The sequence below is a fragment of the Sphingomonas xanthus genome (genome assembly GCF_007998985.1).
In the GTDB taxonomy this organism is placed as follows: domain Bacteria; phylum Pseudomonadota; class Alphaproteobacteria; order Sphingomonadales; family Sphingomonadaceae; genus Sphingomicrobium; species Sphingomicrobium xanthum.
On the sequence record NZ_CP041659.1, the window covers coordinates 1,807,421 to 1,829,850 of the forward strand.

At 63.3% G+C, this 22,430-nt stretch carries 19 protein-coding genes, 1 tRNA gene and 1 pseudogene; 13 read left to right on the top strand and 8 right to left on the bottom strand.

Features of this window, described 5'->3' with window-relative positions:
- Window positions 1-171: 171 nt before the first annotated feature.
- From rpsA to FMM02_RS11220, 5 genes and pseudogenes are all read left to right on the top strand, one after another.
- Window positions 172-1,908 carry a 30S ribosomal protein S1 gene (rpsA, locus tag FMM02_RS09105; protein WP_147494541.1) on the top strand — a complete coding sequence of 579 codons (1,737 nt, stop codon included), beginning with the start codon at window positions 172-174 and terminating at the stop codon, window positions 1,906-1,908.
- Between the two features lie 142 nt (window positions 1,909-2,050).
- Window positions 2,051-2,356, top strand: a pseudogene (locus FMM02_RS11485) (integration host factor subunit beta); the annotation flags it as partial.
- Window positions 2,357-2,369: 13 nt separating this feature from the next.
- Window positions 2,370-2,456 (top strand) — tRNA-Leu (locus FMM02_RS09115).
- 145 nt (window positions 2,457-2,601) lie between these two features.
- Window positions 2,602-4,218 (top strand): putative bifunctional diguanylate cyclase/phosphodiesterase, encoded by a 1,617-nt coding sequence (locus FMM02_RS09120; protein ID WP_147494543.1) that lies wholly within the window; start codon window positions 2,602-2,604, stop codon window positions 4,216-4,218.
- A gap of 115 nt (window positions 4,219-4,333) precedes the next feature.
- Window positions 4,334-4,492, top strand: a complete 159-nt coding sequence (locus FMM02_RS11220; RefSeq protein ID WP_187107752.1) for a hypothetical protein — start codon at window positions 4,334-4,336, stop codon at window positions 4,490-4,492.
- Window positions 4,493-4,538: 46 nt separating this feature from the next.
- Here the strand turns inward: FMM02_RS11220 and FMM02_RS09125 are convergent, their stop codons facing one another.
- Entirely contained in the window at window positions 4,539-5,837 is a 1,299-nt protein-coding gene (locus FMM02_RS09125) for an MFS transporter (protein WP_147494544.1), read from the bottom strand.
- A 95-nt stretch (window positions 5,838-5,932) separates the two neighbouring features.
- Here FMM02_RS09125 and pgsA point away from each other — a divergent pair, with 95 nt between their 5' ends.
- Together pgsA and katG are read left to right on the top strand one after the other, a co-directional pair.
- Window positions 5,933-6,502, top strand: coding sequence for a CDP-diacylglycerol--glycerol-3-phosphate 3-phosphatidyltransferase (pgsA, locus tag FMM02_RS09130; RefSeq protein ID WP_147494545.1), 570 nt, complete (start codon window positions 5,933-5,935; stop codon window positions 6,500-6,502).
- Window positions 6,503-6,613: 111 nt separating this feature from the next.
- A complete protein-coding gene (katG, locus tag FMM02_RS09135) occupies window positions 6,614-8,842 on the top strand; it encodes a catalase/peroxidase HPI (protein ID WP_147494546.1) in 2,229 nt (742 codons plus the stop codon).
- Between the two features lie 52 nt (window positions 8,843-8,894).
- On the opposite strand, the gene FMM02_RS09140 is transcribed toward katG, so the two are convergent.
- Both FMM02_RS09140 and FMM02_RS09145 read right to left on the bottom strand, forming a co-directional pair.
- Complete coding sequence (locus FMM02_RS09140) at window positions 8,895-9,818, bottom strand: hydrogen peroxide-inducible genes activator (RefSeq protein WP_147494547.1); 924 nt, start codon at window positions 9,816-9,818, stop codon at window positions 8,895-8,897.
- Window positions 9,819-9,867: 49 nt separating this feature from the next.
- Window positions 9,868-10,632 (bottom strand): sulfite exporter TauE/SafE family protein, encoded by a 765-nt coding sequence (locus FMM02_RS09145; RefSeq protein ID WP_147495051.1) that lies wholly within the window; start codon window positions 10,630-10,632, stop codon window positions 9,868-9,870.
- A 148-nt stretch (window positions 10,633-10,780) separates the two neighbouring features.
- On the opposite strand from FMM02_RS09145, the gene epsC reads away from it, so the two are divergent.
- Together epsC and FMM02_RS09155 are read left to right on the top strand one after the other, a co-directional pair.
- The gene (gene epsC / locus FMM02_RS09150; RefSeq protein ID WP_147494548.1) at window positions 10,781-11,467 is read left to right on the top strand and encodes a serine O-acetyltransferase EpsC; all 687 of its coding nucleotides are present in this window, start codon (window positions 10,781-10,783) and stop codon (window positions 11,465-11,467) included.
- Complete coding sequence (locus FMM02_RS09155; RefSeq protein WP_147494549.1) at window positions 11,464-11,808, top strand: DUF2794 domain-containing protein; 345 nt, start codon at window positions 11,464-11,466, stop codon at window positions 11,806-11,808. The genes epsC and FMM02_RS09155 overlap by 4 nt, the downstream gene beginning before the upstream one ends.
- Here FMM02_RS09155 and FMM02_RS09160 read toward each other — a convergent pair.
- Window positions 11,786-12,889, bottom strand: coding sequence for a hypothetical protein (locus FMM02_RS09160; protein ID WP_147494550.1), 1,104 nt, complete (start codon window positions 12,887-12,889; stop codon window positions 11,786-11,788). The two genes, FMM02_RS09155 and FMM02_RS09160, sit on opposite strands and share 23 nt — an antisense overlap.
- A 149-nt stretch (window positions 12,890-13,038) precedes the next feature.
- Window positions 13,039-13,326, bottom strand: a complete 288-nt coding sequence (locus FMM02_RS09165; protein WP_425473615.1) for a glycine zipper 2TM domain-containing protein — start codon at window positions 13,324-13,326, stop codon at window positions 13,039-13,041.
- A 217-nt stretch (window positions 13,327-13,543) separates the two neighbouring features.
- On the opposite strand from FMM02_RS09165, the gene FMM02_RS09170 reads away from it, so the two are divergent.
- Entirely contained in the window at window positions 13,544-14,803 is a 1,260-nt protein-coding gene (locus tag FMM02_RS09170) for an SAM-dependent methyltransferase (protein WP_147494552.1), read from the top strand.
- On the opposite strand, the gene FMM02_RS09175 is transcribed toward FMM02_RS09170, so the two are convergent.
- Window positions 14,785-15,501, bottom strand: coding sequence for an SDR family NAD(P)-dependent oxidoreductase (locus tag FMM02_RS09175; protein ID WP_147494553.1), 717 nt, complete (start codon window positions 15,499-15,501; stop codon window positions 14,785-14,787). The two genes, FMM02_RS09170 and FMM02_RS09175, sit on opposite strands and share 19 nt — an antisense overlap.
- Window positions 15,502-15,510: 9 nt before the next feature.
- Window positions 15,511-16,959: an amidophosphoribosyltransferase gene (gene purF, locus FMM02_RS09180; RefSeq protein WP_147494554.1), complete on the bottom strand. Its 1,449-nt coding sequence runs from the start codon at window positions 16,957-16,959 to the stop codon at window positions 15,511-15,513.
- 98 nt (window positions 16,960-17,057) lie between these two features.
- Here purF and FMM02_RS09185 point away from each other — a divergent pair, with 98 nt between their 5' ends.
- From FMM02_RS09185 to FMM02_RS09195, 3 genes are read left to right on the top strand one after another with little or no spacing between them, the layout of a single operon-like run.
- A complete protein-coding gene (locus FMM02_RS09185; protein WP_147494555.1) occupies window positions 17,058-17,489 on the top strand; it encodes a hypothetical protein in 432 nt (143 codons plus the stop codon).
- Window positions 17,490-17,520: 31 nt separating this feature from the next.
- Window positions 17,521-17,904: a MerR family transcriptional regulator gene (locus FMM02_RS09190; protein WP_147494556.1), complete on the top strand. Its 384-nt coding sequence runs from the start codon at window positions 17,521-17,523 to the stop codon at window positions 17,902-17,904.
- A 3-nt stretch (window positions 17,905-17,907) separates the two neighbouring features.
- Window positions 17,908-19,698, top strand: a complete 1,791-nt coding sequence (locus tag FMM02_RS09195) for an acyl-CoA dehydrogenase C-terminal domain-containing protein (protein ID WP_147494557.1) — start codon at window positions 17,908-17,910, stop codon at window positions 19,696-19,698.
- A gap of 3 nt (window positions 19,699-19,701) precedes the next feature.
- Here the strand turns inward: FMM02_RS09195 and FMM02_RS09200 are convergent, their stop codons facing one another.
- On the bottom strand, window positions 19,702-22,377 hold the full coding sequence (locus FMM02_RS09200; RefSeq protein WP_147494558.1) for a putative bifunctional diguanylate cyclase/phosphodiesterase: 2,676 nt from the start codon (window positions 22,375-22,377) through the stop codon (window positions 19,702-19,704).
- Window positions 22,378-22,430: the final 53 nt, after the last annotated feature.

Consider the following 22,430-nt stretch of genomic DNA (forward strand, 5'->3'; position numbering starts at 1 on the left):
ACCCGACCCGCTTCATGGCTGGATCAGGGCAGCCGCTATTGCCGCTTCGATGGATGCCTGTCGGGCATGGGGTCCGACAAGCAGGATTGGCATAGCCAAGTCCGCCCGATGGTAAGCCGGTGAATTGTCCCCGGCTGGCGGCCTTCGCATTGTTTGAAAGATTGTTTTTCTATGGCCAGCACGGCATTCCCGAGCCGCGACGATTTCGCGGCGCTTCTCAACGAAACGCTTGGCGGTGAAGATGAGGCCTTTGAGGGCCGCGTCGTCAAGGGCACCGTCACCGGTATCGAAAACGACCTCGCCGTCATCGACGTCGGGCTGAAGAGCGAAGGCCGCGTCCCGCTGCGCGAATTCGCTGCCCCCGGCCAGAAGGCCGAACTTAGCGTCGGCGATACTGTCGAAGTCTATGTCGATCGCGTCGAGAACGCACAGGGCGAAGCCATGCTGAGCCGCGACCGCGCGCGCCGCGAAGCCGCATGGGACAAGCTTGAAAAGGAATTCGAAGCCGGCAACCGCGTCGACGGCGTGATCTTCGGCCGGGTCAAGGGCGGCTTTACGGTCGATCTCGGCGGGGCCGTGGCGTTCCTTCCGGGTTCGCAGGTCGACATCCGCCCGGTCCGCGACGTGCAGCCCCTGATGGACCTTGCTCAGCCGTTCCAGATCCTCAAGATGGACCGTCGCCGCGGGAACATCGTCGTGTCGCGCCGCGCGATTCTCGAAGAAACCCGCGCCGAACAGCGTTCTGGCCTGATCCAGTCGCTGACCGAAGGCCAAGTGATCGAAGGCGTCGTCAAGAACATCACCGACTATGGTGCGTTCGTCGACCTTGGCGGCATCGACGGGCTGCTGCACGTTACCGACATCAGCTACAAGCGCGTCCAGCACCCGAGCGAAGTCATTAATATCGGCGACACCGTCAAGGTGCAGATCATCCGCATCAACCGTGAGACCCAGCGCATCAGCCTGGGCATGAAGCAGCTGGAAGCCGATCCGTGGGAAGGCGCAACCGCGAAATATCCGGTCGACGGCAACTTCACAGGCCGCGTCACCAACATCACCGAATATGGCGCCTTCGTCGAGTTGGAGCCGGGCATCGAAGGCTTGGTCCACGTCAGCGAAATGAGCTGGACCAAAAAGAACGTCCACCCAGGCAAGATCGTTTCGACCAGCCAGGAAGTCGAAGTGAAGGTCCTTGAGGTCGACCAGGAAAAGCGTCGCATCTCGCTCGGCCTCAAGCAGGCCCAGTCGAACCCCTGGACCGATTTCGCCGACAAGCACCCGGTCGGCTCGACCGTCGAAGGCGAAGTCAAGAACGCGACCGAGTTCGGCCTGTTCATCGGCCTCGACGGCGACGTCGACGGCATGGTCCACATGTCGGATATCGCTTGGGGCGTGTCGGGCGAGGAAGCGCTGGCGCTTCACCGCAAGGGCGAAATGGTCAAGGCCGTCGTCCTCGATGTCGACGTCGAGAAGGAGCGTATCTCGCTCGGCATGAAGCAGCTTGAACGCGGCGGCGTCGTTGCCGCGGGTTCGGGCGGCGTCAACAAGGGCGAAACGGTTACCGTTACCGTTCTCGAAGTGCGCGACGGTGGGCTTGAGGTGCAGGTCGGCGACGACGGAGCGACTGGCTTCATCAAGCGTACCGACCTCGGCCGCGACCGTGACGAACAGCGTCCGGAGCGCTTCCAGGTCGGCCAGAAGTTCGACGCGCTCGTCGCCGGTTTCGACCGGTCGAAGAAGCCGAACTTCTCGATCAAGGCGCTGCAGATCGCCGAGGAAAAGCAGGCGGTTGCACAATATGGCTCGTCGGACAGTGGCGCCTCGCTTGGCGACATCCTCGGTGCGGCCCTCAAGGAGAAGGCGGAAGCCGGACCCGAACCGAAGACCACCAAGAAAAAGACCAAGTAACGGCAAGTGCGGCCTTCCTGCCGCATTGCAAAAAGGACGGGGCGCGGATGCACATGCATCTGCGCCCTTTTCCTTTCGCGAACAGGCTGATAGGCAAGGCCCCAGCGCCGGGGGGGCTGGCGTACAGGGCCAATTATTTCACGGGGAACAAATGATCCGTTCGGAGCTGGTGCAGAAGCTGTGCAGTGACTTTCCAGACCTGTCGCAACGCGAGGTCGAAAATGTGGTCTCCGCCGTGTTCGATTCGATCACCGACCAGCTCGCGCAAGGCGGCCGCGTCGAGCTGCGCGGCTTTGGCGCTTTTTCGACCCGGCAGCGCGATGCTCGGACCGGCCGCAACCCGCGCACCGGCGAAGCGGTCGAGGTCGACGCCAAGCGCGTCCCCTATTTCAAACCGGGGAAGGAAATGCGCGAGCGGCTCAATCTTGGCGAAATCGCCGCCCAGTGATTGGCGCCCCTGTGCGGACGTGGCGGAACCGGTAGACGCTGGAGACTTAAAATCTTCTTCCCCTAGGGGAGTGCGGGTTCGAGTCCCGCCGTCCGCACCATCAGCGAAACACCCGGCGAAAGCGCGCGGGTGACGGGCCCGTCTATAAGCTCAGCCAGTCTGCCGTCGGCGATGCGCCATGGGCCGGCGCGACCTTGATCTACGTTTGAGTAAATTCTTAAGGTCTGCGGGCTATCAGTCAGCCCGTGCGTGGTTATTTCTCCGTTCAGTCCGCGTGGCGGGACCGTAGCGCGCCGCTGGCCAGCGCCCGGCGCGACCTGTTCGTCTTGGCGATTGTCATCGCCGCGGTGGTCCTGCTTATCTGGAACGGTTCGGCGTTTTTCCAGCGGCTGAGCCTTGCCGGATCGGAGATGGAATCCGGCCTGAAGATCGCCGCCGTCGCACTTACCCTCAATGTCGCGCTCATCCTGTTCGGCTGGCGCCGTTATGTCGACCTGCAACATGAGGCCGAACTTCGTCGCGACGGCGAGGCCCGTGCCGCGCTGATCGCCTCGACCGATGGCATGACCGGCTTGCTTAACCGCAAGGGATTTGCCGATGACGGCGAGGAGCTTCGGCTGTCCGCACAGGGCCGGGATCAGTCGCTGATCATTTTCTCGCTGCAACTCAACCGATTCAAGGCGGTCAACGACCGCCACGGCTATGATGTCGGTGATGCGGCACTGCGCCAGATCGCACTTGAGCTTCGGGAAATCGTCGGCTCCGAGCCATTGGTCGCCCGATTGGCCGGGGACGAATTTGCGGTGGCCTTTGCGGCTGCTGCGGGCGACACCGAACCGGCCGACCTACTCGCCGAGCGATTGTTGCAGGCGGTCACCCGGCCGATGGAGATCGACGGCCGGCTGGTCCAGGTCGGCGCCTTCCTTGGAATTGCCGAGTCAGATCCGGGCGAGGGGCAGGTGCCGGATTTCCTGCGGCGCGCCGACATCGCGCTCGACCGCGCCAAGTCCACCCGCTCGGCGCGGCCGATCTGGTTTGACCAAGGAATGGAACGCGCGCTCATCGCGCATAGCGAGATCGAGCAGGGCATTCGCCATGGCCTCGAGCATGGCCAGTTCATTCCCTATTTCGAGGCTCAGGTCGACTTGCTGACCGGCAACATTGTCGGCTTCGAGGTGCTGGCGCGTTGGGATCATCCTCTCAGCGGACCGATAGAACCTAGCCGCTTTATCCCCATCGCCGAGGAGCATGGGCTGATCGGGCGGCTGTCCGAACAGGTGATCCTCAATGCGCTGGCTCAGGCGGTGGCCTGGGATCCGTCGATCAAGATTTCGGTCAACATCTCGCCGACTCAGCTCACCGACAGCTGGCTTGCCCAGCGGATCGTCCGACTGCTCGCCGAGACGGGTTTTCCGGCCGAGCGACTGGTGGTCGAAATCACCGAAAGCTCGCTATTTGCCGACCTGGACCTTGCGCGGACGATCGTCACCAGCTTGAAAAACCAGGGGATCCGGCTGGCGCTGGACGATTTCGGCACCGGCTTTTCTTCACTAGCCCACCTGCGCGCGCTGCCGTTCGATGTGATCAAGATCGACCGCAGCTTCGTCGCGACCTTGGCCACCGATCCCGAAAGCGCAGCGATCGTCCGCGCGGTCGCCACGCTTGCCGAAGCGCTCAAGGTCCCGGTCACGGTGGAAGGGATCGAGGATGCCACGACCCATGCCGCGGTCGCCGGTTTCGGATGCTCGGTCGGGCAGGGATGGTATTTCGGCAAGCCGATCAGCGGTGACCAAGTTACCGCCATGCTGCGTTCGCGGCACGTCGCGCCCTCCGCGCACAAGCTCTCCGCCCACACCGCCTGACCACCCACACCTCGTCGCAAGGTTCCGATCGTCCCAGCGTGGGACGATGGGATCGCCATTCGCATCAAGGGCGTTGATGGGATGGTAAAATTGACGTTAAGAAAGTGTTGTGCGGATGCTTCGACGCCATGCCCTTTATCTTCGCCACCGGCCGTTCGGCCGCCGGACTCCGGGTGCGCCCGCGTCGCCCGCGCCCGCCCTTGCCGATGACCTCAGGATGTTTGCGCTGACCTTTGCCGGCGGCTTCCTTTTCATGACCATTTACCTAGCCTAACGCGCCGTTCGCGCTCAGTCTCAGTCCGTTAAATCTGAGTGTCTGTTCAATCGCATGCGAGGTGAAGCTTCCATCCCAGCCACGCTGCGACCATGCTTCCTGCCGCGACGATCAACAGGCTGTCGGCGACGCTGACCCCCGTCGCGATCGCCGCGGTGAGGACCAGCGTCGCCGCAACCATGAGGCCCGAATTGACGATATTGTTGGCGGCAATGGTCCGCGCCGTTTCCGCCTTCGGGACGCTGGTGGTGAGAAAGGCATAGAGCGGCACCACGAACATGCCTCCGGCAATGGCCACGCCAAGAAGGTCGATGACGATCATCCAGCTGTTCGGCATGGCGAGAAAGTCACCGAGATCACGCAACGAATCCGCAGCAGGCGGCCAGCCTTTGACGCGACGGAACAGGTCGAGCACGAACAGGCCCATCAGCAGCGCCGACATTGGTGAATAACGCGCCGATACCTTGCCGCCGAGCAGGCGGTTGATCGCCACCGAACCGACCGCCACGCCGATGGAGAAAGTCGCAAGAAACAGCGTCGCGACCGTCTGGTCGGCACCCAGCGCATTCTTGACCAGTGGCGGGAATTGGGCAGCCAGCACGGCGCCCATTGCCCAAAAAAAGCTGATGGCGATGATCGCCAGGAATAGTCGCGGGATGTGCAGCGTGGCGCTGACGAGCCGGATCGAAGCGCGTACGATATGCCAGTCGAAGCGGAACGGCGGCGCGTTGCGATCGGGCGGCGCCGGCGGCACCTGCCGGCCGGTAATCCAACCGACGACGGCGACCAGCAAGACCGCGGCGGCCGCCCACTCGGCATGAAAGCTGCCGTCGGGATTCTGCAGTACCAGGATCCCGCCAAGCAAGGTCCCGCCGAGGATGCCGATATAGGTGCCGGCTTCGACCAGGCCGGTTCCGGCCAGGACCTCGTCATCCCTCAAATGCTGTGGCAGGATGGCATATTTGATCGGCCCGAAGAATGTCGAATGCACCCCCATCGCGCATAGTGCGAGCAACAGCAGCGGCACATTGTGCAGCAGCAACCCTGCCGCACCCACGATCATGATCAGGATTTCGGCGGTCTTCACGATCCGGACGATCTGCGCCTTGTCCCGTTCATCCGCCCACTGGCCGGCAAGCGCGGAAAGCAAAAAGAAGGGAAGGATGAACAGGCCTCCGGCAATGGCGCTGAACGTCGCCTCCTGCTGCGGATTGCGGTAGATGCCGTAGATCACCAGCATCACCATCGAGGTGCGGAACAGATTGTCGTTGAACGCCCCCAGGAACTGGGTGGCGAAGATCGGCAGGAAGCGCCGGGTGCGAAGAAGGTGTGCGCTGTCCTGCATTGTCGCTCGCGACGGTGATAGCGGAGCCGCCACGCCATTCAAGCGGCGCATTTTTCTGTCTGGGCAATCGTGCGAGCTTGTCCTAGCGATGCGCGATGCTGTCACTGCCCAATTTGCTGACGCTGTCGCGGATCCTCGCGGTGCCGATCTTGGTCTTCCTGCTGTGGCGGCCGACCGCGCTCGATTATGCGATCACCTTCGTCCTTTACTGCATCGTCGGGATCACCGACTATTTCGACGGTTACCTGGCCCGGGCCCAGGGGCTGACCTCGAAGCTTGGCCAGTTTCTCGATCCGATCGCCGACAAAATCATGGTCGCGGCGGTGATCGTCATGCTGATGGCCAGCCGGAAAGCCAATGGCGAGGCACCGATACTCCAGGACTTCAGCATCATTCCGGCGCTGGTCATCCTACTGCGCGAGATCATTGTCTCGGGACTCCGCGAGTTTCTGGCGCCCCTCAACGTGTCGATGCCGGTCAGCCAGATGGCCAAGTGGAAGACGACCTTCCAGTTGGTCTCGCTTGGCGCCTTGATCCTTGGCGGCGCCTTTCCCGGCGAACCGTGGATACATCTTGTCGGACTGGCCAGCCTGTGGGCAGCCGCCGCGCTAACCCTGATCACCGGCTACGACTATCTTCGACTCGGCCTCAAGCACCTCGACTGAGCGTTGCCGACTAATCGATTTTCTCCCTGGTCCTGACCAAGTTTAATCGTTTCCGTCGTTCGTCCGTCACGCCTAGTGCGGGGTGAAACCCTGACATGAGGAGAGTCGACGATGGATGTGAAAACCGGCGAGATGGGCGGCTGCCCAATGGGACAGGGCGATGGCGGTGTTCGCGCTTTGCTTGGCCGCACCAACAAGGATTGGTGGCCGGAGATGCTGGCGACAGAAATCCTCAATCCCAACGGCGCGACCAATCCTTATGGCGAGGACTTCAATTATGCGGAGGCCTTCAAGCAGCTCGACTATGATGCGCTGAAGGCGGACCTGAAGGCGCTAATGACCGACAGCCAGCCTTGGTGGCCGGCCGACTATGGCCATTACGGCCCCTTCTTCATCCGAATGGCCTGGCACGCGGCTGGCACTTACCGCACCGCCGACGGACGCGGCGGCGCCAACAGCGGGCAGCAGCGCTTCGCACCGCTCGACAGCTGGCCGGACAATGGCAACCTCGACAAAGCCCGCCGCCTGCTTTGGCCGATCAAGCAGAAATATGGGAAGAATATCAGTTGGGCTGACCTGTTCATTCTCGCTGGCAACGTCGCGATCGAAGACATGGGCGGTCCGGTGTTCGGCTTCGGCGGCGGCCGCGCTGATGTATTCGAACCCGAGCGCGACATTTATTGGGGCAGCGAAGACAAGTGGGTCAATGAGGGCGTCCAGACGCGCATCGCCCCCGAGCATGGAATGCATGAACTGGAAGGTCCGCTGGCGGCGATCCAGATGGGCTTGATCTACGTCAACCCGGAAGGCCCGGGCGGAAATCCAGACCCGCTGCAATCCGCCCGCGACATGCGCGCGACTTTTGAGCGGATGGCGATGGATTCCGAGGAAACGGTCGCGCTGACCGCCGGGGGCCACACCTTCGGCAAGGCACACGGCAACGGCGATCCCTCCAAGCTTGGCGCGGCCCCGGCGGGCAGCGACCTTGCCGCCCAAGGCTTCGGCTGGGTCAGCAGCAATGAAAGCGGCTGCGGCGAACATACCGTCACCAGCGGCATCGAGGGATCATGGGTCAACACGCCGACCCAGTGGAGCGAGAATTATTTCCGCCTGCTCCTCGACTATGAATATGAGCTGGTGAAGTCGCCCGCGGGCGCACAGCAGTGGCAGCCCATCAACCAGAAAGAAGAGGATATGGCCCCGGCGGCCTGGGACCCGAACAAAAAGGTCCCGACGATGATGACGACGGCGGACATGGCGCTGAAGATGGATCCGGAATTCCGGAAGATCAGCGAGAAGTTCCGCAACGACCATGAAGCGTTCAAGGACGCGTTTGCCCGGGCCTGGTTCAAGCTAACCCATCGCGACATGGGACCCAAGTGTCGCTACCTCGGCCCGGAAGTCCCGGAAGAGGACCTGATCTGGCAAGATCCGATTCCTGCCGGAAGGATGCCGTCGGACGCGGAAGTGGCGGCGGTCAAGGCCAAGATCGCCGACAGCGGCCTGACGGTCAGCCAGCTGGTCAAGACCGCCTGGGCTTCGGCTTCGACCTACCGCAAGTCGGACCATCGTGGCGGTGCCAATGGTGCGCGCGTCCGCCTCGCGCCCCAGAAGGACTGGGACGTGAACGAACCGGCCGAGCTGCGCAAAGTGCTCGACACGCTCGAGGGCCTGCGCGGAAATCTGTCTATGGCTGACACCATCGTGCTTGGTGGCGTCGTCGCGCTCGAGAAGGCCGGCGCCGGCGATGTGCCGTTCCTTGGCGGCCGCGGTGACGCCAGCCAGGAGCAGACTGACGTCGACAGCTTTGCGGTGATGGAACCGCAGGCCGACGCCTTCCGCAACTATCTGCCCAAGAAGCTGAGCGTGAAAACCGAGGAAATGATGCTCGACCGTGCCAGTCTCCTGGGCCTGTCGGTCCCGGAAATGACCGTGCTGATCGGCGGCCTGCGCGTGCTCGGTGCCAATCATGGCGAGCGCGGCCACGGCCACCTCACCAAGCGGCCGGGCAAGCTGACCAACGACTTCTTCGTCCACCTGCTCGACATGACCAATGTCTGGAAGGCGGTCGAAGGTACGGACGATGAGGAATATGTCGCGACCGACCGTACCAGCGGCGGCGAAACGTGGCGGGCGAGCCGCGCTGACCTCGTCTTCGGATCGAATTCGGAACTGCGCGCGGTATGCGAAGTCTATGCCGAAGCCGGCGGGCAGGAACGGTTCGTGAAGGACTTTGTCGCGGCCTGGACCAAGGTGATGAATGCCGACCGGTTCGACGTGGAGCAGAAGGACAAGCTCGACACGCCCGTCGGCATCGCCGAACCGGTGCTCGCCAAATAAGGGTCAGGGAGGCGGCGGGCCGTCCCCTTGGTCCGCCGCCAAACTGTATCTGTTACGCCGAAAGACCCGGAACCAGGTCCAGCGCGATCTTGCGAAGGGCTTCGGCGAGCAGCTGGAACTCTTCCTCCCGCGGGCTCGATCGGCGCCATACCAGCGCGATACTCCGCGCCCCATGGTCGGACCGAAGCGGCCGCGCGTCGATCCCGGTGCCTTCGAGGATGCCTGCCTCGATCGCGATCGACGGGATGAAGGTCAGGCCCAGCCCATTGTCGACCATTTGCACCAATGTGTGCAGCGATGTTCCCATCATCGACGCCTCGGCACGGAGGTCGGGCCGGTTGCAGGCCGACAGGGCATGATCCTTAAGGCAGTGTCCGTCTTCGAGAAGGAGCAGGCGGCTCTCGTCAATGGCGTCGACGTTCACCGACCGGTCGGCCGGGGCCTCCCCGCCCGGATAGGCGATGAACAGCCGGTCCTCGAACAGTTCCGCCCGGTCGACGTCTCCGCAGGCGAACGGAAGGGCCAGAAGCACGCAATCGAGCTGGCCGCGCTGCAGCGCTTCGCACGCCGCCTGGCTTGTATCCTCCCGCAAGTAGAGCTTGAGGCTCGGCCACTGGATGCGTAGCCGCGGCAGCATCGAGGGCAGCAGGAAGGGGGCGATTGTCGGGATTACGCCCAGCCGCAACTCTCCCGTCAGGGGCTGGCCTTCGGCGCGGGCCATGTCGGCCAATTCCTCGGTCTCGCGAAGCACGCGCCGCGCCTTTTCGGCGATCTTGTTGCCCAGCGGGGTGAAGCGCACGACCCGGCGGGTGCGCTCGACCAGAGTGGTGCCAAGCACCGTCTCCAGTTCCCGCAGTCCCGCTGAAAGGGTCGACTGGCTCACGAAGCAAGTCTCCGCGGCCCGGCCGAAATGACCATTGTCGCGAAGTGCCACCAGATATTGCAGCTGTTTTAGGGTCGGCAGGTAAACGGTCATCGATCGATCCGATTATTCCCGACCATCTAATCGGACAGGCCGGATAAATCTAGATCAGGGCACGGACCAGGGCGAACCCGCTTGTCAGCGTCAGTATTGCGCCGACAAAGGCCAGCAGCAGGTCCGGCTGGACCCGCTTGGCGAACATCGCGCCGAACGGTGCGGCGATCACGCCGCCTATCAGCAGGCCCATCGTCGCGGTGGTAAAGGCTTCCCACCCCAGCGCGATGATGAAGGTCGCCGAAATGGTCACCGTCAGGAAGAATTCGGCGGTGTTGACCGTGCCGATGGTCTTGCGCGGGTTGCTGCCCTGGACCAGCAGGTTGGAAGTGACGATCGCGCCCCAGCCGCCACCGCCCGCCGCATCGAGGAAGCCGCCCGCGGCCCCCAAGGGTGCGACTACCCGCGGACGTCGCTCGGTATGTTTATGCATCGCGCCGCGATAAAGCAGATAGGCGCCGAGCGATGCCAGGTAGAAGAGGACGAAGGGCTTGGCCGCCGCAGCGTCGACCTGGGTGAGCAGATAAGCGCCCGCGATGCCGCCGATGACGCCCGGGATGACGATGCGGAAGAATAGGCGCCAGTCGACGTTGCGGTGCGCGACATGGCTGATCCCGGATACGGCGGTGGTGAAGGTTTCGGCGGTGTGCACGCCGGCCGAAGCGGCGGCGGGCGGGACGCCCAAGGTAATCAGCAGGGTCGAGGAGATCTGGCCGAACGCCATGCCCAGCGCGCCATCGACCATCTGTGCAGCGAAGCCGATGAGGATGAACGGGAGGAGGGTCGCCGGATCAGCCAGCAATTCGGTGAAAATACCCTGTCTCCACCCTGTTGAACGGCGGTGATTGCCGGAGAGCGCGCGCGACGGCAAGCTATTCCATCATGCGCCCGTTGCGCATGAACCTTTTCAACCTGGCCTGGACGCCTTAAATTGGGAGTCCAATGACTAAAGGTTCGACCGCTTGGCTTCGTCGCTGATCGCATATCTGGAGTCCGTCAAGGCGCGGGATCCCGCGGCCCGGTCCCGCTGGGAGATATTATTGTATCCGGGCGTGCTGGCGCTGGGCCTGCACCGCGTCGCGCACTGGCTGTACGGGGGCGGGCTGTTTTTCCTCGCCCGGTTCGTCAACCATCTGTCGCGGGCGTTGACGGCGATCGATATCCACCCCGGCGCGAAGATCGGCGAAAGGTTTTTCATCGATCATGGTTTCACGGTCATCGGCGAAACTGCCGAGATCGGCGACGATGTGACCATCTACCAGAATGTCACGCTGGGCGGGACCAATCCGTCGACCGGAGTCGCCGGCAAGCGTCATCCGACGATCTGCTCGCGGGTTGTCATCGGGTCGGGCGCGCAGGTGCTTGGGCCCATTGAAGTCGGCGAAGGCGCCAAGGTCGGGGCCAATGCCGTGGTCACGAAGGACGTCGAACCCGGCAGCACGATGGTCGGGATTCCAGCCAGGCCGGTGCCGATCGACACGGTGAATTATAGTCCGGGGTTCGTTCCTTATGGAACGCCCTGCGGCGAGGAATGCGATCCTGGCCGGGTGCGGTTCACTGAGCTGGAAGACGAGATCGAGGTGCTGCGCCGCGAAATCGCCGAGCTTCGCGCGCTCAGCCAGCCCAAGCCCAAGGCCAAAAGCGCTTGAGCGTTATCACGCCGTTTCCGCACCCGCGGGACCGGCGTACGATAGCGACCTTTGACCGGCTTGAGCTGCAACGGATCCTCGACCTTTACGGCCGCATGGTCGCCGCTGGCCATTGGCGTGACTATGGTCTGTGGTTCGGCCCCGACGTCGCGGTGTTCGCCGCTTTCCGCCGGAGCGCGGAAAATCCGGAGGTGCGGATAGAAAAACGCCCCCGGCTCCAGGCGAAGCAGGGGGCGTTTGCGCTGGTCTCCGAACAGGGATTGGTGCTCAAGCGGGGCCATGAACTCCCGGGGGTCCTGGCCCCGCTCGAGCGGCGCCTCATGCGGCTGGTGCGGGATTGATCATCCGTTCGAGGTGCGGAAGCCGACCCTGCAGAGTTGCCGGTAGCTTGCTGACGACCAGCGTGCGGGCTTGGTGCCAGAAGGCAGAGAGCAGCAGTAGCGCGGAACCGATTACAAGTGCTGTCAGTGCAATGTTGAGTTCGACCGCGCCGAGTTGGTTGAACAGCTCGCTTAGCGCGTAGAGCACATAGGCCAGCGCCGACACGAGCAGCGCGCGGCGGTCGATTGCCAGCGCGGTAATGCCCAGCACGACATAAAGGCCGACAACCACCAGTCCTTCGCCGATCGTCGCATTGCCGTCGTTGAGCCCCAAAAGGGTGAAAACAGGGTGGACGATCATCGGCGCCGCCAGGAGGTGGAGCCAGAAGGCCACATCCGAACGGCGGGTAACGCGCGCTGGATCGCTCGCGTCCCAGCGCATCGCAAACATGAAAACGGCACCGCCGAGAAGCAGCACGAAGCCAAGGATGGCGTCCTCGCGTCCCTGCAGATCGCCCAGGATCGCGACCAGGACGCCGATGGCGATGGCCGCTACAGCCGCCGCACCGGTCGCCACGGTGATTGGGACTCGGAAGCGTTTCCAGTGAAGCCAGGCGGCTGCGGCCGCGACCGCGCCGGACACCGAGGCGACTATGCCGGGGTAAATGAAATCCTGGTCCGACGGCGGATCGCCAATCCCAACGACCATCGCGAAACCGGTCGCGGTGAACACCCCGCCGACGAAGGCCAGTAGTAGCATGATCGACGGCAGCGCCATGCGCCGCTTGGCCGTGAAGAACAGTGCGAGAGCCCAAGCCGTCGCAGCAATCGCGGCGGGCGCAAGCGGGCTTGGGCCGTCACTATCGATGACGAAGCCCAGTGCCTGGCCGATCGACTGACCGATCCAGCCTATCGCGAACAGCAGGATGGCGGACGCGATGGCGACGAAGATGTCGTTGAAGCCAGTGATTAACCGAAAATGTTCCTCATCGACCGCGGGCAATGCGCGCTGGGTGTCGATAAAGTCTCGAAGCGCGGTCGCCGAATCGGCGCTGATGGCGCCGGCCGCAACCGCTTCGTCCAAGTCATTCTGGCTGTACATGAAACATACCTCCCCTTTCACGGGAAGGTGGCACAGGTGTATTATTGCGTCAACACAGCAATACGACGCCCGTCGCGTGTTGGAAGCAGGGTGGCCGGCGCCCGATCAGGGGGGTGGGGGTAGGCGCCGGCCGAACTTGTCTCGATTTTTTAGCGGCAACGCACCCGGCTGCGCTCGATCTCGCGCCCGACCAGCGCACCGGCGGCGGCGCCAATGATCGTGCCCGTCGCGCGCTCGCCGCGGGTGTCGATTGCGCGACCGAGGAGCGCGCCGCCGGCGGCGCCGACGATCAGGCCGGTGGTGCCGTTAGGACGCTTGCAGCGCAGGCGGCCGCGGCTGTCCTTCCAAACCTTTCCCTTATAATAGCCGCCGCTATGGGCCACCGCGGCTGCCGGTATCGTCGGTACGGCCAATGAAGCGGCAGCGATGGCCAACATAAATCCACGCATTGAAATTTCCCATATGTTGTAAAGCACCGGCCTAACGCGGCAATTGCGATACAAGTTTCACCATCGAGTCCGCCCCGCCAACCCTCGTTTACCGTTACCAGCACGGGTTTACGGTGAGCGGTGGGCCTCAGGGCGTCAGGCCGAACGCAATTGGCGGCCCGGCGATGCTTGCCAAAGGCTTTTTCGCCGTAAATAGCAGGCCATCATGGCTTCGCGGGGCAACCATCTCGTCCGTTCAGGAGGACTTTTCGCAAGCGGAACGGGGCTGATCGGCCGCCTGCTCGCACCCGCATTCGCGCGTATTCTCGACGCGCTGCACGATCGGCTGAAGCTTGGCGGGATCCGCGGCACGCTGCCCGACGGGCGCCGCCGGGACATCGGTTTCCACGGCGATGGCCCGGTCGCGGTGGTCCACCTCAAGAAATGGACCGCCTTGGTCCGGCTGGCGACCTCTGGGTCGGTCGGCTGGTATCGCGCATGGGAAAAGGGCGAATGGACCTCGCCCGACCCGGTGCCTTTGTTCGCGCTGTTCATGGCCAACGCCGCCTCACTCGGCGATGCGGCGCGGGCCAAGGGGCCCGCGCGGCTATTCAACCGGCTGCTGCATGCCTGGCGCGACAATGACCGGGCCAGGGCCCGGGCCAACATCGCCGCCCATTATGACCTGGGCAATGATTTCTATGCCGCATGGCTCGACCCGAGCATGACCTATTCCTCGGCGCGGTTTGCACCAGGCGACACGCTGGAACAGGCCCAACACCGCAAGATCGGCGCGTTGCTCGACCGGCTCGAGATCAAGCCGGGCGATCGCCTGCTGGAGATTGGCTGCGGCTGGGGAACGTTGGCGATCGAGGCTGCGAGACGCGGTGCAACCGTCGTTGGCCTGACCTTGTCTGCGGAACAGAAAAATTGGGCGGATACAAATATTGCCGATGCCAATTTATCCGCGCAGGTCGACATTCGCCTGCAGGATTATCGTGACGTCGACGAGCGGTTCGATGCCATTGTCTCGGTCGAAATGGCCGAGGCCGTGGGGCAGCGCTGGTGGCCTGCTTATTTCGACTGCATCGAGCGCAATCTCAATATAGGCGGGCGCGCAGCACTGCAGTTCATCAGCATCGACCACGGCCTGTTCGCAGAATATTCGCGAAGCGTCGATTTCATCCAGGCCTATATCTTCCCGGGCGGCATGCTGGTCGATGAACCCAGCTTCGCGGCGCTCGCGGCCGAGCGAAGCCTAAGCTGGGAAGATCGGCAGGGCTTCGGCCTCGACTATGCCGAGACGTTGAGACAGTGGCGCGAGCGCTACGACGCTGCGGTCCACGACGGCCAGCTCGACGAGTTCGGCGAGCATTTTCATCGCCTGTGGCGCTATTATCTCATGTATTGCGAGGGGGGCTTTCGCGGCGCCGGCATCGACGTCGCGCATGTCACCCTTCGAAAGGCTCAGGCGTCGACGCGGTGACGCGACCCGGTCCGCGCGTCGCCTAGCAACCGCTCGACGATCGCGTCGGCGACAGCTTCGGGGCCCTTCAGGCTTTCCGGCTCCTCGCCCGGAAAAGCGAGTTGGCGCATTCTTGTCCGGGTCGCGCCGGGATCGACGATCTGCACCCGCATCCGCCCGGCATGTTCGGTTTCATCGGCGTAAGCGCCCAGCATCGTATCAAACGCCGCCTTGGAGGCGCCGTAGCCGCCCCAGAAAGCCCGCGGTTCGGCGCCCACCGAGGAGGTTATGCCGATGATCTCCGCTCTTTCAGCGCGGCGCAGCAGCGGGTCGAAGGCAGCGATCAGCGCCTGGTTGGCCAGCACATTGAGCGAGAATAGCTTCTCCAGCTCTTTCGGATCGAGATGCTCGACCGGCGAAAGCGATCCCAGCATCGCTGCGTTGAGCACTAGGATGTCGAGACTTCCCCAACGCTCGGCCACGGCCAAGGCAAGCTTCTGGATATTGTCCCGGTCTCCAAGGTCGAGTGGGGCGATCGTCGCATTGCCGCCCGCGGCATGGATCCGCTCCTCCACCTTTTCGAGGGCCGGAGCGCCCCGCGCGGTGAGGATGACATGCGCACCGGCGGCGGCCAGCGCCTCAGCGGTCGCGGCGCCGATGCCGCGGCTGGCTCCGGTGACGAGCGCAAGCTTGCCCTCGAACGGATTGGTATCGGTCATGGAAGTCCTTTAGCGAGTGGCGACTAGCGACAGCGGCTTGGGTTTGCCATCGACATCGCAATCCGTAAGCGTGGTCGGATATTCACCGGTAAAGCAGGCATCGCAGCGCTGTGGCGCGGTCGCGTTACGCTGGTCGCCCAGCGCGCGATACAGGCCGTCGATCGAGATGAAGGCCAGGCTGTCAGCGTTGATGTATCGGGCAATTTTCTCGACATTCATCTGGCTGGCGATCAGTTTCGACCGCTCGGGCGTGTCGACTCCGTAAAAGCAGCTGAACTTGGTCGGCGGCGAGGCGATCCGCATATGCACTTCGCGCGCCCCGGCATCGCGCATCATCTGGACGATTTTCACGCTGGTCGTGCCGCGAACGATGCTGTCGTCGACCAGCACCACTCGCTTCCCTTGGATCAGCGCGGCATTGGCATTGTGCTTCAGCTTGACGCCAAGGTGGCGGACGTCCTGGCTGGGCTGGATGAAGGTCCGGCCGACATAGTGCGAACGGATGATGCCCAGTTCGAAAGGCATGCCCGATGCCTGGCTGTAGCCGAGCGCGGCGGGCACGCCGCTGTCGGGGACAGGAACGACAAGGTCGGCCTCGACCAGCGCTTCGCGGGCCAGTTCGGCGCCGATCTTCTTGCGAACCTCATAGACCGACGTCCCGTCGACGATGCTGTCCGGCCGGGCGAAATAGACATGTTCGAAGATGCAGGGGCGGGGGGTGGCCTTGGCGAACGGGCGAAAGCTGCGAATACCGCCTTCATTGACGATGACTAGTTCGCCCGGCTCGACATCGCGCAAATAGGATGCGCCGATGACGTCCAGCGCGACGGTTTCTGAAGCGAAGATCGTTGCTTCGCCAAGCTTGCCCATCACCAGCGGCCTGATGCCGAGCGGGTCGCGGCAGGCGACCAGCCCTTCGGGGGTGAGGCACAGGAGCGAATAAGCCCCTTCGACCTGCCCAAGCGCGTCGGTCAGCCGATCAAGCGGGCTCGAATAGCTCGAGGTGGCGACGAGGTGGATGATGACTTCGGTGTCGCTGGTCGACTGGAAGATCGAGCCGCGGCGGTTGAGCGCGCCGCGCAGCGTCATGGCGTTGCTGAGATTGCCGTTATGGGCAACCGCGAAGCCGCCTTCGGCAAGCTCGGCGAACAGCGGTTGGACATTGCGAAGCGCGGTCTCGCCGGTGGTCGAATAGCGGACATGGCCGATCGCGACCTTGCCGGACAATTTGCGAATGATGTCGTCGCGGTCGAAATTGCCAGCGACATGACCCATCGCCCGGTGCGCATGGTAGTTGAGTCCGTCATGGCTGACGATCCCGGCAGCTTCCTGGCCGCGGTGCTGCAGCGCATGCAGGCCGAGCGCTACGAAGCTCGAAGCGTTTTCCGCGCCCCATATCCCGAAAATGCCGCACTCTTCGCGCAGCTTGTCGTCGTCGAACGGATTGGTCGTCAGCATGAGGCGGCGCGATTCCAAAGAGGCTGTTGGGGCCATATAGGGGCGGTCCGAGCATTTGTCGCCTTTCGCCTTAAGCAAAGCTGAAGCATGGTAGGAAAATGCGCCTGATCCTTTGCTCCGCCCTGCTTATCGCCGCCGCCTGTTCGTCCGAACCCGAACCGGCAATGTCGGCCGGCCTTTTCGCGGGCGTCGACCGCGACGCCCTGTGCATCGCCGGCGAGCCTGGCGAGCAGCGGGGCGGTTTTATTACCTACGGCAAAGGCGACATGAACTGTTCGGCCAAGGGCAGCATCGTGGCAGACGGCGGCCAGTTCGCGCTTGTGCCCCAAGGAGAAGGGGAAGGGGAGTGCCGCTTCCCGCTGACCCAGAACCCCGATGGCGTGACGATCGGGACGCCGGAGAGCTGTTCTTATTATTGCGGGCCCGGCCTCAGCGCCGAAGGCAGGACGTTCCGCCGCATGGGTTCGGGCGCCAGCTCCAAGTCCGCCCCTGACGCGGTCACCGATCTGGCCGGCGATCCGTTGTGTTGACCTTTACGGAAACGTAAAGTAAAACCGGGTCATGCTCCAGCAAAAGACCCACTATTCGATCGGTGAGTTGTGCGACGAGTTCGACGTCACCGCCCGCGCCTTGCGATTCTACGAGGATGAGGCGCTGATCGCGCCCGAACGCCGTGGGACGCAGCGTCTCTACACCGACCGCGACCGCGCCCGGCTGGCCTGGATCCTGCGTGGCAAACGGGTCGGGTTGAGCCTCGCCGACATCAAGGAACTGCTCGACCTCTACGACGTCGGCGATGGCCGCCAGACGCAGCGGCTGAAGACCATCGAGCGGTGCCAGCAACAAGTCGACAAGCTTGAGCGCCAGCGCATCGACATCGATGCCACCATTTCCGAACTCAATGAGTTCATCGCCCTTCTCAAGGGCGGCAGCAAGGAAGCCTGAACCATGCCCGTTTACAGCGCACCGGTCCGCGATACCCGATATGTACTCGATCATGTCGTCGGCGTGCAGAATTACGCCAATTTGCCGGGCTTCGCCGAGGCGACCCCCGACCTGGTCGAGGCGATCCTGACCGAAGGCGCGCGCTTCTGCGAAGAGGTTCTGGCCCCGCTCAATCGGGTCGGCGACGAACATGGCTGCATCCGCCACGACGATGGTTCGGTGACGACTCCGCCGGGGTTCAAGGAGGCTTGGGACCAGTTCGTCGCTGGCGGGTGGACCACGCTTCACGCGCCGCAGGAATTTGGCGGGCAGGGCCTTCCCTCGGTGATCGCGACGGCCATTGCCGAATATCTCGGCTCCTCCAACCACAGCTTCGAAATGTACAACGGCCTGACCCAAGGGGCGATCGCCTCGCTACTGGTCAAGGGGTCGGACGAGCAGAAGGCGACCTATGTCCCCAACATGGTCTCCGGCAAGTGGACGGGGACGATGAACCTGACCGAACCGCATTGCGGGACCGATCTTGGCCTGCTCAAGACCAAAGCCGAGCCCAATGACGATGGTAGCTATGCGATCAGCGGCACCAAGATCTTCATCTCATCCGGCGAACATGACCTCAGCGAGAATATCATTCACCTGGTGCTCGCGAAGATCAGCGGTGCTCCAGACAATGTGAAGGGCATCTCCCTGTTTGTCGTGCCCAAGTTCCTGGTCAACGCGGACGGCTCGCTTGGCGAGCGTAACGGCGTCAGTTGCGGATCGATCGAACATAAGATGGGCATTCACGGCAACTCGACCTGCGTGCTCAACTATGACGGCGCCAAGGGATGGCTGGTCGGCGAGCCCGAAAAAGGCTTGGCCGCGATGTTCATCATGATGAATGCCGCGCGTCTTGGAGTAGGATTGCAGGGGCTGGCGCAGGGCGAGGTCGCCTACCAGAATGCGGTCGCCTATGCGAAAGACCGGCGGCAAGGCCGGGCGCTCAAACCCGATGACCGTGACCCCGAGGCCAAGGCCGACAATCTTTTCGTGCACCCCGACGTCCGCCGGATGCTGATGGAAGCACGCGCCTTCAACGAGGGCGCCCGCGCGCTGATCCTGTGGGGCGCGCTGCAGGTTGACTTGTCGCGCAAGGCGCAGACTGAGGAGGAGCGGCAGCAGGCCGACGATTTGATCTCGCTACTGACCCCGGTCATCAAGGGCTATCTCACCGATCGTGGTTTCGAAACCGCCGTCAACGCCCAGCAAGTGTTCGGCGGCCATGGTTACATTCGCGAATGGGGCGTCGAACAATTTGTCCGCGATGCCCGGATCGCGCAGATCTATGAGGGCACCAACGGCGTTCAAGCGATGGACCTGGTCGGGCGCAAGCTTGCCAAGGACGGCGGCCGCGGCGTTCGCGCTTTCTTCGAACTGGTCGCCCGCGACATTGCCGACGCCCGGGCTGGCGGCGATCCGGCAGGCGTCGCCGATCCGCTTGAAAAGGCGCTCGGGCATTTGCAGGCTTCGACCATGTGGCTTGCGCAGCATGGCATGGCCGATCCCAACCATGCGGGCGCGGGGGCCTACGCCTATATGCAGCTGATGGGCGTGGTCAGCCTGGGGTGGATGTGGCTCAAGATGGCCGGCGCCTCGGCTAGGCTGAAGGGCGGCGAGGATTCCGCCTTTCACGAGGCCAAACTGGTCACTGCCCGCTATTTCGCGGAGCGGGAACTGCCGTTGGCGGGTACGCTTCGCAAGAAGGTCGAAGCCGGCGCGGATACGCTGATGGCGCTTCCTGTCGAAGCCTTCTAGCCGCTAGCTGGCCTTGGTTACATACCAGGGCTGGAGCATGGTCGTTTCGTTGCTGCGCTTCTGCTTTGGCGCAAGGCGGCCGAGATCGAACTGTTCGTCGAATTGCACGCCGAACTTGCCGGCATGGGCCCAGCGCACCAGCCCAACGACCGGACCTACGCCTACGATGTCGATGGTCATGGTCGTGCCCGGCGTGACCGCCTGGCTGCACTCGACCAGCGCGCCCATCGCCGAGATGTTGCGAAGCCGGATTTCGCACGGCTGGCCGCCGATCGAGGCGATCGCGCGGCGCATTAGCCGGTGGCGCGGTTCACGAATGCACTGGAAACCGTCGGCCTCGACCCGGGTGCTGTTGGCCAGCTCCTTGGTTTCGGCGGCGGGCAGGGGCTTGCCGAAAATATAGCCCTGGACCTGGCTGACGCCCAGTTCGCGGATTAGGTAAAGGTCGTCGTGGGTCTCGACGCCCTCGGCGGTCGTGTCCATTCCAAGGCTTTCGGCCAGGGTGACGATCGCGCGGATGATTGCGCCGTTGCGCCTGGTGGTCGAGGCGGCGCCGCGAACGAAGCTCTGGTCAATCTTGATTTTGTCGAACGGCGCTTTCTTCAGATAGCCGAGCGACGAATAGCCCGTTCCAAAATCGTCGAGCGCGAGCCGCACGCCGAGCGATTTAAGCCGGGCGAAGGTGCTGTCGGTCATGTCGCTGTCGGCAAGGAACACGCCCTCGGTGATTTCCAGTTCGAGCCGGGATGGGATCAGGTCATATTCTGCCAGCACCGCGGCAACGGTGTCGACTATGTTGGGATCATTGAACTGAATCGGTGACAGGTTGACCGCAATGCGGACATTATCGGGCCAGCGCGCGGCCTCGGCAACCGCAGTCCGGAGCACATATTCGCCGATCTTGCCGATCATGCCGCATTCTTCGGCAACGCTGATGAACTTGTCCGGAGAAACTGCGCCGCGCGTGGGGTGATTCCAGCGGACCAGCGCTTCGAAACCGGAAATCTCTTCGCTGGCAACCCGCACGATCGGCTGGAACGCAACCCACATTTCACCGCGGTCCAGTGCCTGGCGAAGGTCATTTTCCAGTAGCTGGCGGTCGGCTGCTTCGCTGTGCATCGAAGCTTCGTAGAAACAATGTTTGCCGCGCCCGGCGGCCTTGGCGGCGTAGAGCGCGAGGTCGGCGTTGCGGATCAGGCTGTCGGCGCAGCTTCGCCCAGGATCGCCGATCGCGATTCCCACCGACGCGCCGATCGTCACCCGGTGGCCTTCGATGCTGTAGGGGCGTGAAACCTGCTCGATCAGGGTGCGGGCGAGACTTTCGAGTAAGCCGGTTTCGACCGTGCCCGGAAGGACCGCCTTGAATTCATCGCCGCCCAGCCGCCCGATCTGGCCATGGTTGCCCATCACCGACTTCAGCCGCTCGCCGACCTGGCGCAGCAGCGCATCCCCGATCGGGTGACCGAGGGTGTCGTTGACGTTCTTGAACCGGTCGAGATCGATCAGAAACAGCGAGCAGCCCTTGCGCCGGTTGGTGGCATTGCGCAGCGCCTCGTCCAGCGTTTGGCGCATCAGCGCACGGTTGGGCAGCCCGGTAAGCGAATCGAAGCGGGCGAGGCGGCTGATTTCCTGTTCGGAGCGACGCTGTTCGGTAAGGTCGGTGCCGATGCCGCGAAACCCGAGGAAGCGACCGCGCTCATCGAATACCGGGTTTCCGGATAGCGACCAGTGGACGTCCTCGTCGCTGGCCGCGCGGACGATCACTTCGCTGAAGGGGAAGCGGGCGGACAGGTGGAAGCCGAGCGTCCGGTCGCCGCGGAGGCTGTCTGCGCTGCCGCTGTCGACGGAAAGCAGGTCGGTGAACTGGCGGCCCAGCAATTCCTGCGGTGTGAGCTTGAAGTCGTCGGCCAGCTGTTGTGACACATAAGAGAGGGTCCCGAGCGAATTGGTTTCCCAGAACCAGCCGCGCCCGCTGTTCTCGAATTCGTCGACGAAGTGCAGCGCCTTGCGTGCCTGCGCATCCAGCTTCAGCCGTTCCATGCTGTTCGCGATGACGGTCTGGGCGGAGGCGATGGAGTAGGCAACATTGATCGCCGCCAGGAATGCCACGCCGGCAAGCAACTCTGTCGTTGGGGCAATGAGCAGCGTGCCAAATAAGGCGACCAGCGCATTGACGATCGTGACCGGCGGCGAGGCGATCGAAATGATCGTCGCCGCTCCCAGCCCGGCACCGAATGCCAGGCCGATAGCAAGGCTATTATCATGCGGCGTTGCGCCGAGCGCCGCGCCATAGGCCATCCAAAGCGCACCCCCCACTCCGATGTAGCCGCACAGGAGGCGGGCCATGACCCGCGGCGGCAGGTTGAGGCGGTCGCGCAGGCGAAGCGCAAGGAATGCAAGAAGGTCAAGGCCCAAGGCGAGAGCCAGCGGTAGTAGCGGGCTGACCGACAGCGGCAATACCATGACTTCCGGGTGCATGAAGATGCACGCCAGGCCCCATAGCATATGGGTGGCGCCGATCAGCGCGGGGGCGAGGTCGAACATCGCCACGCGCTGCGTAGCGAGATTTTCGTCGTCGATGGTTTCCGGGTGGCGAAGGTCGAACGTCAGCGCATCCCACACCGATGCCCTGACCCTCTGTTTACCCTTGTCCAGACCTGCGAACCGAGTCCTGCCCATCCCTGCACGAATCCCCTTCGCGTAAGGAACTAAGCGAAAAGAATTAACGTAGG